This window comes from Allobosea sp. (assembly GCF_030694325.1).
In the GTDB taxonomy this organism is placed as follows: domain Bacteria; phylum Pseudomonadota; class Alphaproteobacteria; order Rhizobiales; family Beijerinckiaceae; genus Allobosea.
In genome coordinates, this window is record NZ_JAUXYO010000038.1 from 1 (window position 1) to 11753 (window position 11753).

10 protein-coding genes are annotated in these 11753 nt (G+C 66.6%); 3 read left to right on the plus strand and 7 right to left on the minus strand.

Annotated elements, in window-relative coordinates; all coding sequences use genetic code 11:
* Positions 1-1176, minus strand: a 1176-nt coding sequence (gene gatB, locus Q8M82_RS01775) for an Asp-tRNA(Asn)/Glu-tRNA(Gln) amidotransferase subunit GatB (protein WP_305689672.1), incomplete at its 3' end; no start/stop codon positions are given.
* A 229-nt stretch (positions 1177-1405) separates the two neighbouring features.
* Between gatB and Q8M82_RS01780 the strand changes: the two genes are divergently transcribed.
* Positions 1406-2575 carry an efflux RND transporter periplasmic adaptor subunit gene (locus Q8M82_RS01780; RefSeq protein ID WP_305689673.1) on the plus strand — a complete coding sequence of 390 codons (1170 nt, stop codon included), beginning with the start codon at positions 1406-1408 and terminating at the stop codon, positions 2573-2575.
* A gap of 68 nt (positions 2576-2643) precedes the next feature.
* Positions 2644-5841: an efflux RND transporter permease subunit gene (locus tag Q8M82_RS01785; protein ID WP_305689674.1), complete on the plus strand. Its 3198-nt coding sequence runs from the start codon at positions 2644-2646 to the stop codon at positions 5839-5841.
* A gap of 82 nt (positions 5842-5923) precedes the next feature.
* Here Q8M82_RS01785 and Q8M82_RS01790 read toward each other — a convergent pair whose 3' ends face one another.
* The 6 genes from Q8M82_RS01790 to Q8M82_RS01815 all read right to left on the minus strand — a co-directional run bounded on the left by Q8M82_RS01790 (position 5924) and on the right by Q8M82_RS01815 (position 10929).
* Positions 5924-7156, minus strand: a complete 1233-nt coding sequence (locus Q8M82_RS01790) for an HlyD family secretion protein (protein WP_305689675.1) — start codon at positions 7154-7156, stop codon at positions 5924-5926.
* Positions 7149-7634 (minus strand): hypothetical protein, encoded by a 486-nt coding sequence (locus Q8M82_RS01795; protein ID WP_305689676.1) that lies wholly within the window; start codon positions 7632-7634, stop codon positions 7149-7151. The genes Q8M82_RS01790 and Q8M82_RS01795 overlap by 8 nt, the downstream gene beginning before the upstream one ends.
* A gap of 164 nt (positions 7635-7798) precedes the next feature.
* Entirely contained in the window at positions 7799-9313 is a 1515-nt protein-coding gene (gatA, locus tag Q8M82_RS01800) for an Asp-tRNA(Asn)/Glu-tRNA(Gln) amidotransferase subunit GatA (protein ID WP_305689677.1), read from the minus strand.
* 145 nt (positions 9314-9458) lie between these two features.
* Positions 9459-9746 (minus strand): Asp-tRNA(Asn)/Glu-tRNA(Gln) amidotransferase subunit GatC, encoded by a 288-nt coding sequence (gene gatC / locus Q8M82_RS01805; protein WP_305689678.1) that lies wholly within the window; start codon positions 9744-9746, stop codon positions 9459-9461.
* A 178-nt stretch (positions 9747-9924) separates the two neighbouring features.
* Positions 9925-10623, minus strand: a complete 699-nt coding sequence (locus Q8M82_RS01810) for a metal-dependent hydrolase (protein ID WP_305689679.1) — start codon at positions 10621-10623, stop codon at positions 9925-9927.
* Between the two features lie 21 nt (positions 10624-10644).
* Positions 10645-10929, minus strand: a complete 285-nt coding sequence (locus tag Q8M82_RS01815) for a GIY-YIG nuclease family protein (RefSeq protein WP_305689680.1) — start codon at positions 10927-10929, stop codon at positions 10645-10647.
* A 247-nt stretch (positions 10930-11176) separates the two neighbouring features.
* Here Q8M82_RS01815 and Q8M82_RS01820 point away from each other — a divergent pair.
* On the plus strand, positions 11177-11753 hold a 577-nt coding region (locus tag Q8M82_RS01820; RefSeq protein ID WP_305689681.1), incomplete at its 3' end, for an amidohydrolase family protein.

Below are 11753 nucleotides of genomic sequence, written 5' to 3' on the forward strand. Positions count from 1 at the left end.
GATCAGGCCGCCGAGCGCGCTGGCAGATACCGGGCTTTGCGACAGCTCCAGGCCTTCCTTGTTGAGGTAGCCGAACAGTTCCTGCGTCACCCAGTTGGCGGCGAGCTTGGCATCGCGCCCCTTGGCGACTTCCTCGAAGAACAGCGCCTTGTCGGCGTCGGAGGTCAGCACGCCCGCGTCATAACGTGAGAGGCCGTAATCCTTCTCGAAACGCGCGCGCTTCTGGTCCGGAAGTTCCGGCAGCGACTTTCGGATCTCCTCGATCCAGGCCTTCTCAAGTTCGAGCGGCAAGAGGTCGGGGTCGGGGAAATAGCGGTAATCGTGCGCATCTTCCTTCGAACGCATGGAGCGTGTCTCGCCCTTCACCGGATCGCACAGGCGGGTCTCCTGGTCGATCGTGCCGCCATCCTCGAGAATACCGATCTGGCGGCGCGCTTCGACCTCGACCGCCTGGCCGATGAAGCGGATCGAGTTGACGTTCTTGATCTCGCAGCGCGTGCCGAGGTCAGCACCGGGCTTGCGGACGGAGACGTTCACGTCGGCGCGGAGATTGCCCTTCTCCATGTCGCCGTCGCAGGTGCCGAGATAGCGCAGGATGGTGCGCAGCTTCGTCACATAGGCACGCGCCTCGTCGGCCGAGCGCAGATCGGGCTTGGAGACGATCTCCATCAGCGCCACGCCCGAGCGGTTGAGATCGACGAAGCTCATCGTCGGGTGCTGGTCGAGGATCGACTTGCCGGCATCCTGCTCGAGATGCAGCCGCTCGATGCCCACGGTGATCTGCTCGGTCGGCGAAAGGTCGACGACGATCTCGCCTTCGCCGATGATCGGGCTTTTATACTGGCTGATCTGGTAGCCCTGCGGCAGGTCGGGATAGAAATAGTTCTTGCGGTCGAAGACCGAGCGGTTGTTCACCTGTGCATTGAGGCCGAGCCCGGTGCGCACCGCCTGGCGGACGCATTCGGCATTGATCACCGGCAGCATGCCGGGCATGGCGGCGTCGACGAGGCTGACATGGGCGTTGGGCTCGGCGCCGAAGGCGGTGGAGGAGCCCGAGAACAGCTTGGCGTTGGAGGTGACCTGGGCGTGGATCTCCATGCCGATCACCACCTCCCAGTCGCCGGTCGCGCCCTTGATCAGCTTCTTGGGGTCGGCGGGGCGGGCATGGGCGTTCATCATCGGTGTTCCGGCTCGAAAGGGGTCGCCTGACGGTTACGACCTCGGCGCGCAGCCGGCAAGCTTCTGTTGCACTCCCGACACCTGCTGGCGGGATTGTGGCATAGTGTGCCTCAGTCCGTCCCTGTGAGGGGTGACGGATCTTGACAATCGTCAGCATCCTCCCCTTGTAGCGGCAAAGGCCGGAAACACTCAGGTTGTGCCGGCCGAACCTATCCGGAGCCTTTCCATGTCCCATCGCCGCCCGGCGCCGATGCCACAGACCCTTTCCGCCGCAGGTTTCGTGCTTCTCGCCGCTCTCGGCCTCGGCGAGGCGCGCGCCCAGGGCGCGCCGCCCGCCCCGCCCGTCCAGATTTCCGCGCCGCTGGCCCAGCGCGTCACCAACTGGGACGAGTTCACCGGCCGCTTCGAGGCCAGCGAGCAGGTCGAGGTTCGCGCCCGGGTCTCGGGCTTTCTCGATTCGATCCACTTCAAGGATGGCGACCTGGTGAAGAAGGGCGATCTGCTCTTCACCATCGACCCCCGCCCCTACCGGCTCTCGGTCGATGCCGCCCGCGCCGAGGTGGCGCGCGCCAAGGCACAGGTTGAACTCGCCCAGAACGAGGTCGAGCGGGCCGAGGGCCTGACCCAGAACCGCACCATCACGGCCCGCGACGTCGACCAGCGCCGCGCCAACCTCAACAGCGCCATCGGCTCCCAGCAGGGGGCGGAGGCCAATCTCAAGACGGCCGAGCTCAATCTCGAATGGACCGAGGTGCGCGCGCCGCTGGCGGGCCGCATCTCGAACCGCCGCGTCGACCCCGGCAACCTGATCGCGGGCGGCCAGTCCGGCGCGACGCTGCTGACGACGATCGTCGCGGTCGATCCGATCTACTTCACCTTCGACGCGTCGGAGGCCGACTATCTGCGCTGGCAGCGCCGCGCCAGCGACCTGCGGACGACCGCCTCGCGCGAGGCCGGCATCGTCGCCGAGGTCCGGCTTTCGGACGAGCAGGAGTGGAAGCGCCGCGGCCGGATCGACTTCGTCGACAACACGCTGAACGCGCGCTCGGGCACGATCCGCGGCCGCGTCGTGTTTCCCAATCCCGACCAGTTCCTGACGCCGGGAACCTTCGGGCGGCTGCGCGTCTTCGCCGGCGAGGCCGACGCCCTGCTGGTGCCCGACAGCGTCATCGTCTCCGACCAGGCCAGCAAGATCGTCCTGACCGTGGGTCCCGAGAACAAGATCGTGCCCAAGCCTGTGGTGCTCGGCCAGATCACCCGGGGCCTGCGCGTCATCCGCACCGGCCTTTCGCCGGAGGACAAGGTCGTCATCGGCGGCTTCGCCAACCCGATGGTGCGCCCCGGCGCGGCGGTGACGCCGCAGCCCGGCGAGATCAAGCCCAGCGGCAGCAACTGAACCGCGCCTCGAACCAGCCCCGGGCGGCCGCCGGCCGCCTGCCCTGACGCCAGGCCAGGACCCCCTTCATGTTCCGTTTCGCTCATTTCTTCATCGACCGGCCGATCTTCGCCACCGTGCTCTCGGTGCTGCTGACCATCGCCGGCGCGATCACGCTGCGGACCTTGCCGATCTCGGAATATCCGGAGATCGCGCCGCCGACCGTGTCGATCCGCGCCGTCTATCCCGGTGCCTCCGCCGAAGTGGTCGCGGCCACCGTCGCCACACCGATCGAGCAGGAGGTGAACGGCGTCGACGACATGCTCTACATCACCTCGCAATCGACCGGCGACGGCGTGGTGACGATCAACGTCGTGTTCAAGGCCGGCACCGATATCGACCAGGCTCAGGTTCTCGTCCAGAACCGGGTCGCGCAGGCGCAGCCCCGTTTGCCGGAGTCGGTGCGTCAGCTCGGCCTGACCGTGCGCAAGGCGTCGCCCGACTTCCTGATGGTCATCAACATGATCTCGCCGGACGGCTCGCGCGATCCGCAATACATCTCCAATTACGCCTCGCTCTACGTCAAGGACGTGCTCACCCGCGTCGACGGCGTCGGCGACGTGCAGATCTTCGGTGCGCGCGACTTTTCGATGCGCATCTGGCTCGACCCGGCGAAGGTGGCCTCCCGCAACCTCACCGCGGGCGACGTCGTCAATGCGCTCAGGGCGGCCAACGTCCAGGTCGCCGCCGGCGCACTGAACCAGCCGCCCGCACGGTCGGACGAAGCGTTCCAGCTGTCGGTCAACACGCTCGGCCGCCTGACCGACGTCGCGGAGTTCGAGAACATCGTGGTCCGCTCCGACGCCGACGGGGGCACGATCCGCATCCGCGACATCGCGCGGGTCGAGCTCGGCTCGCAGGACTACACCACCAACGCCTATCTTGATAACCGGGACACGGTCGCGATCGGTGTCTTCCAGCGGCCCGGTTCGAACGCGCTTGCGACATCGGATGCGATCATCGCGACGATGAACACCATGGCCCGGCAGTACCCTGCGGGTCTCGATCACCGCATCATCTACAATCCCACCGAGTTCATCGGGGAATCGGTGCGCGCCGTCATCACGACCCTGATCGAGGCGGTGGCGCTCGTCGTCCTCGTGGTCATCCTCTTCCTCCAGACCTGGCGCGCCGCGATCATCCCCATCGTCGCCATCCCGGTTTCGCTGGTCGGAACCTTCCTGGTGATGGCGGCCGTCGGCATCTCGTTCAACACGATCTCGCTGCTCGCCCTCGTTCTGGCGATCGGCATCGTCGTCGACGACGCGATCGTCGTGGTCGAGAACGTCGAGCGCTATCTGGCGGAAGGCCTGTCGCCCAAGGAGGCGGCCCACAAGACGATGGACGAGGTCGGCGGCGCGCTGCTGGCCATTTCGCTCGTGCTGTGCGCCGTGTTCATCCCCACCGCGTTCATCAGCGGCCTGCAGGGAACCTTCTACCAGCAGTTCGCGGTCACGATCGCGGCCTCGACGGCGATCTCGTGTTTCGTCTCGCTGACGCTTTCGCCGGCCATGTCGGCCGTGCTGCTCAAGCCTCACAGGAAGCATGGGGACCACCCGGAGCAGCGCGGCTTCCTGTACAAGCTCGGCGCTCCGGTCCGCGGCTTCTTTCACTACTTCAACGCGGCCTTCGACTGGCTGTCGCGCGGCTATGGCGGCCTGACCTCGCGCCTGATCCGCTTCTCGGTCATCCTGCTGATCGTTTATGCCGGCCTGATCGCGCTCACCGCCCAGCGGCTGACCACGACGCCGACCGGCCTCGTGCCGCAGCTCGATCGCGGCTATTTCATCGTCGCCATGCAGTTGCCGCCCGGCGCATCGCTCCAGCGCACCGACGACGTGCTGCGCAAGGCCAATGAGCTGCTGCAGTCGCGGCCGGGCGTCGCCCACACCGTCGCCTTCGCCGGTCTCGACGGCGCCACCTTCACGATCGCGCCCAATGCCGGTGTCGCCTTCGTGACGCTCGCCCCCTTCCCCGATCGCGCGAAGGCAGGGCTGACCACGGCCGGCATCCTGAACGACCTGCGCCAGCAGATGTTCACGATCCCCGAGGCCTTCACGCTCGTGATCGAGCCACCCGCGATCCCCGGCATCGGCACCGGCGGCGGCCTGAAGGGTTATGTTCAGGATCGCGGCGGACGCGGGCTGGCCGCGCTCGAAGGCGCCGCCTGGATCGTGGCCGGGTCGGCCGGTCAGGTCCCCGGCATCCAGCAGCCCTTCACGCTGTTCTCGACCAAGACGCCGCAGATCTATGCCGACATCGACCGCACCAAGGCGGAAATGCTCGGCGTGCCGGTGACGCGCATCTTCGAGACGCTGTCGGTCTATATGGGCTCGGCCTATATCAACGATTTCAACCTGCTCGGCCGGACCTATCGCGTCACCGCGCAGGCCGACAATCCGTTCCGCCTGACAATCAGCGACGTCGCCAACCTCAAGACCCGCAACGCGGATGGGGAAATGGTGCCCATCGGCGCCGTCGCCTCCTTCCAGAACACGACCGGTGCCTATCGCGTGCCGCGCTACAACCTGTATCCGGCCGCCGAGGTTCAGCTTTCGATGGCGCATGGCTACTCGACAGGCCAGGGCATCGCCGCGGTTGAGAAGATCGCGGCCGAGCGTCTGCCGATCGGGTTCGGCTTCGAATGGACCGAGATCGCGCTGCAGGAGAAGCTCGCGGGCAACACCGCGGTCATCGCCTTCGGGCTCGGCGTGGTGTTCGTCTTCCTGCTGCTGGCGGCGCTCTATGAGAGCTGGCTGCTGCCTTTGGCGGTCATCCTGATCGTGCCGATGTGCATTCTGGCGGCCATGTTCGGCGTCAACTATGCCGGGCTCGACCGCAACATCCTCGTCGATATCGGCCTCGTGGTGCTCGTCGGCCTCGCCGCCAAGAACGCGATCCTGATCGTCGAATTCGCCAAGCAGGCCGAGGAGGAAGGCATGAATCGGCGCGATGCGGCGATTGCCGCGGCGCGGACCCGGCTGCGGCCGATCCTGATGACCTCGCTCGCCTTCATCCTCGGCGAGCTGCCTCTGTCGATCTCGACGGGCGCCGGCGCGGAAATGCGCCAGGCGATGGGCATCGCGGTGTTCTCCGGCATGCTCGGCGTGACATTCTTTGGGCTGATCTTCACCCCGGTGTTCTATGTCGTCGTCCGCTGGCTGGCGGATCTGCGCAAGACGAAGGCTGCGGCCGAGCCGACGCATCACGCGCCGGCGCAGGGCTGACCTCCACCGGCTCTCGACCGATACGGAAAAAGGGCCGCTCGCGCGGCCCTTTTTTGATGACCTGTCTGTGGGCCGACCGTGATCAATGCCCGCCCAGGACCAGCAGCTTGATCGGCAGCACCGTCGCCTGGATCCGCAGCAGCAGCGCATGGACGAGGCCGACGGCATCGACGGCATGCAGGGCCACAGCATGCGCCGTCCCCAGCTTCCCGGACGCGATACGGTCATGGTTGCTGGTATAGGCATTGGCGATACAGCTGCTGCCCGGCACCACACCGTTGAGGCCGCCTTCATAGAGCGGCTCGAGGAAGGCGAGGATGGTCCCGGGCGCCCTGACCTGCTGGGCGTCGATGAGCTGCTCGCCGCCGCGGAACTGGCCCGCGGCGATGAAGTCCTGCACATCGGTCACCACCATCGGGATGATGGTCCAGGGTTTCGAGATACAGGTCACCTCCGCGATCATGCCCACCTTGAGCACCTGCGCCTCGACCTGGTTGAAGCCAGCCTGCAGCGCCCGTCGCCCGGCATCTTCCGGGATCAGGATGCCGGCCGGACGCATGAACGGGTTGACGACGTCGCCGACCCTCAGGGCGAACTGCTCGATATGTCCGGCGACGCCGGCGCGGATCACGGTCTTGGACACCTCGATCTCGGCCTGAGCCAGCGCCGCCTCCCCACTGGCCTTCTCGGCCGGAAGCAGGGCTGTGATCCGCGTCTGCGCCGCTTCGCGCGCGGCGGTCGCGGCCGCGACCGCCGCCTGGCGGCCATCGACGAGGTTCTGGAGGCGCTCGATTTCGCGGGCCGCGACGATGCCATCGTTGCGCGTCTTGAGCTCCTGTTTCGTGCGCAGTTCGTCGAGAGCCTGTTCGAGGGCGCTCCTGGCCTCCTGGATCTTGGCTTCGTTGGTCTGAATGTCGACGCGCGCGACGATGAGGGCGGCATCGACCTCGGCGATCTTGCGTCGGGCGGTCTCGACCGCAGCCTCCTGCTTGGCGCTGTCGAGCCTGAAGATCGGGGCGCCCTGGGCGATCTTTTCACCTTGCCGGGCGTAGATCTCGGCAACCCGCCCATTGGTTTCCGGCACGATCGGCACGGTGCGGAAGAACAGCGTCGCATTGGTTGTCGAAGGGTGATTGTAGAAGATCACCGTGATCAGGCCCACCGCCAGCATCAGGCAGGTGATGATGCCCCAGCGCAGCTCGAACCAGACCGAATAGAGCGTGATCTCCCGGCCGATCCGCTTACCCTGCCCGTAACGGCGGTAAAGATAATCGGGCAGGATCGTCAGCAGCGAGCAGAGCAGGATCTCAAGCATGGGACGGCCCTCCGACGGGGACCGGTCTGGCCTCGGGCGGGGGCGGTGGAGGATCGTGCGCGATCACGTCCGGGGCTGGCGCAACGGATGCGGGCTCGACCGCCTCGTCACCCAACTCTGCCCCCTGCCCCGGCGCCAGGCCTGCGATCTTTTCCAGCGACCCGGCCATCCGCCGCAGCGGGTTCCAGACATCGGGAATTTCGATCAGCGCCAGCAGCAGGCCGGCGACCCAGAACAGATGGACGTGGGTGAACAGGGCCAGCAGCCCCAGCACGGCGACGATCTCGAACTGGAGCTTGTGCGCCTTGTGGGCCATCCGCTCCGGCAAAGTATGCAGCCGCAGGAAGATCAGACCGACGGCCAGAACGGCGCCCACGACCGTGACGATCGCCACAACCAGCAGGATATCCGTCGCGTCCGGCGGCGTGATGAAGGACGGGACATGCGGCGTCGCGGCCGGATGGATTGGTTGCGCCACCAGAAAGCCCCCCGGTTCCGTGGGCTCAGGCAGCTGTCTTCGGCACGGCCAGCAGGCCGGGTCGGTGGGCGCCCAGCGGGAAACCGCGGAACGACCATTGCCCAAGCGTCAGGCGATCTGAACCCGTCCGACGCGGGGAGTCAATTCGATGCCGCCAGCCCGGCTCAGCCCCACCAGCGCTCGGCGACGGGGAAGCGGCCCGCCGCCTGCTCGATGACCTCGCCAAGGGCAAACAGCGTCTCCTCGTCGAAGGGGCGGCCGATGAGCTGCAGGCCGAGCGGCAGGCCCTGCCCGTCCAGCCCCGCCGGGACGGCGATGCCGGGCAGGCCGGCCATGTTCACCGTCACCGTGAAGACGTCGTTGAGATACATCTCGACAGGATCGGCCGAGCCCTTCTCGCCGATGCCGAAGGCGGCGGACGGCGTGGCGGGGGTGAGAACCGCGTCGATTCCCGCCGCATAGGCCTCGTCGAAGTCGCGCTTGATCAGCGTGCGGACCTTCTGGGCGCGGACGTAATAGGCGTCGTAATAGCCGGCCGAGAGGACATAGGTGCCGATCATGATGCGGCGCTTGACCTCGGTGCCGAAGCCGGCGGCGCGAGTCTTCTCGTACATCTCGACGATGTCCTTGCCCTGCTCGCGCAGGCCGTAGCGGACGCCGTCATAGCGGGCGAGGTTGGCCGAGGCCTCGGCCGGGGCGACGATGTAATAGGCCGGCAGGGCGTATTTGGTGTGGGGCAGCGAGATCTCGACGATCTCGGCGCCGGCCGCCTTCAGCCAGTCGATGCCCTTCTGCCAGAGCGCGTCGATCTCGGCATTGAGCCCGTCGAGGCGGTATTCCTTGGGGATGCCGATCTTCATGCCCTTCACCGAGCGGCCGACCGCCTTCTCGTAGTCCGGCACGGCGGCATCGACGCAGGTGGTGTCCTTGGGATCGTGGCCGGCCATGGAGCGCAGCATCACGGCGCAGTCACGCACGGTCTTGCCGATCGGCCCGGCCTGGTCGAGTGAGGAGGCGAAGGCGACGATGCCCCAGCGCGAGCAGCGGCCATAGGTCGGCTTGATGCCGACCGTGCCCGTGAAGGCAGCCGGCTGGCGGATCGAGCCGCCGGTATCGGTCGCGGTGGCCGCGAGGCAGAGATGGGCGGCCACCGCCGCGGCCGAGCCGCCCGAGGAGCCGCCCGGCACGAGATGGTTGCCCTCGACCGCGCCGGCCGAGCCTGCGCCGACATTGGAGCCCTTCCGGCGCCAGGGATTGACGACGTTTCCGAAAGCCGAGGTCTCGTTCGACGATCCCATGGCGAATTCGTCGTTGTTGAGCTTGCCGAGCATGACGGCGCCGTCGCGCCAGAGCTGGCCCGAGACGGTCGATTCATAGGGCGGCAAGAAATTGCCGAGGATCTTCGAGCAGGCGGTGGTCCGCACGCCCTCGGTGGCGAACAAATCCTTGATGCCGAGCGGCAAGCCTTCGAGCGGGCCGGCCTCGCCCTTCGCCAGCTTCGCGTCGGAGGCGGCCGCCTGCTTCAGCGCGTGCTCGGGCGTCTCCAGCACATAGGCGTTGAGCGCCCGCGCTGTCTCGACGGCGGCGATATGAGCCTGCGTCAGCTCTGTGGCGGAGAAGCTCTTGGCCTTCAGCCCGTCGCGGGCTTCGGTCAGGGTCAGGCGGGTGAGATCGGTCACGGGCGATATCCGGATGAAAGTCGGGCAGCGGAACCGTCATTGCGAGAAGCGCAGCGACGAAGCAATCCAGGAGCGGCAGCGCTCTACGGCCGCCCTGGATTGCTTCGCTTCGCTCGCAATGACGGGAGGCATGTGGCGTCTCGCGCTACTCGATGACTTTGGGCACCATGAAATAATCGTCCTCCGACGCCGGGGCGTTGGCGACGATCTTCGCGGCGATCTCGCCGTCGGTCACCACATCCTCGCGCTGCTTCATCGCCATCGGCGTGACAGACGTCAGCGGTTCGACGCCGGAGACATCGACCTCGTTCAACTGCTCGACGAAGCCGAGGATGGCGTTGAGCTCGCCTTGCAGCTTCGGCAGATCGGCCTCCGGAACGGCGATGCGCGCCAGATGCGCGACGCGTTTGACGGTGGCGAGATCGACCGACATGGCGGACTCCGGGTTGGTGGGCGCAACGCGCCGGATCAGGGTTCGTCGCGCTATAGCAGATGGCGGCGCGCAAGTAAGGGGCCAGACTCGCGCCGTCATGGTCGGGCTTGACCCGACCATCTCATGTTCCAGAGATTCACGGGTCTGCGCTCCGCTTCGCCCGAGAATGACGCTGGCGTCAGACCGTGAACGCCTCGCCCTTCTTCGGGACCAGCGCCTGCACGTCGCTGCCCTGCAGCCCGGCGACGAAGGCGTCCGCATTGGCGTCGATGATCGGGAACGAACCGTAATGGCAGGGAATCGCCACCTTCGGCTTGACGAAGCGCGTCATCGCCAGCGCGGCGACCCTGCCGCCCATGGTGAAGCGGTCGCCGACCGGGCAGATGCAAGCCTCGACGCCATGGATCTCGGCGATCAGCGCCATGTCGGAGAAGATGTCGGTGTCGCCCATGTGCCAGAGCGTCTTCTCGCCCTTTGCCTTCAGGATCGCGCCATTGGCGTTGCCGAGCGGCACGGAGATGCCGGCCTCGCCCATGCCGGCGGAATGATCGGCCCGGACCCAGGTGACGCTGAAGGCACCGAGATCGATCGTGCCGCCGGTGTTGACCGGCTGGAAGGCCTTCAGGCCTTTCGAGGCCAGATGCATGGCGAGGTCGTAATTGGTGATGACGGTCGCGCCGGTGCTCTGCGCAATGGCCAGCGTGTCGCCGACATGGTCGCCATGGCCGTGGGTGACGACGATATGGCTCACCCCCTGCGAGATCGCCGCGATGTCGCCCTCGAAGACCGGGTTTCCGGTGAAGAAGGGGTCGATCAGGATCGTCGCGCCGTCGATCTCGGCGCGGAAGGCGGAATGGCCGTACCAGGTCAGTTTCATGCGAAGGCTCCTGCGAGGCGGTCAGTCGAGATGGGCCATGGGATATAGATCATTCCAGCGCGGATTGGAGCTCTCGATCAGCTCGATCTTCCAGGCGCGGCGCCAATGCTTGATCCGCTTCTCCTGGGCGATGGCGGCATCGGGATCGTCGTGATGCTCGGCGTAGACGAGACGGAAGACCCGATGCTTGTGCGCGAACTCGGAGCCCTCACCATCGCGATGTTCCGACACCCGTCGTGACAGGGAGTTTGTCCCGCCGACATAAAGCGTTCCGCCCTTCTTGCTCGCGAGCAGATAGACCCACATCCAAGCATCCTCGCGCGGTCGTCCCGGGCGAAGCGCAGCGTAGACCCGGGACCCATTCCGGAACAGTCGTAGAAGTAGGACGAACGGCACGATGCGAGCGAACCCAGCCTCGTTCCGGAATGGGTCCCGGGTCGGCGCGGCTTACGCCGCTTGCCCGGGACGACCGTGTCAGGCTGGATACATGATGTGGTGGCGGGCATTGTGGCGCCGCAACCAAGCAAGTCGAGACAACCGGAAAGTCCGCCCCATGACCGATGCCGCCACCATCGCCCGCCGGATCGCACAGGGGCGCGGCGACGAGCCTGCCGATCTCGTGATCCGCGGGGCGAGGCTGCTGGATCTCGTGACGGGCCATCTTGTCGAATCCGACATCGCGCTGTGCGGCGATACGATCGTCGGCACCCATGGCCGCTACGAAGGCAAAGCCGAGTTCGCCGCCACCGGGCTGATCGCGGTGCCCGGCTTCATCGACACGCATCTGCATGTCGAATCCTCGCTGGTGACGCCGCTCGAATTCGAGCGCTGCGTGCTGCCCCATGGCGTCACCACCGCGATCTGCGACCCCCACGAGATCGCCAATGTGCTCGGCGTCGCAGGCATCGCCTATTTCCTGGCCTGCGCCGAGGCGATGCGGATGGATCTGCGCGTCAACCTGTCGAGCTGCGTGCCGGCGACGCATCTGGAAACGGCCGGCGCCCGCCTCGATGCCGGAGACCTGACGCCGATGATGGATCATCCCAAGGTGATCGGGCTGGCGGAGTTCATGAATTTCCCGGGCGTGATCCATCGTGATCCCGGCTGTCTCGCCAAGCTCGAGGCCTTCT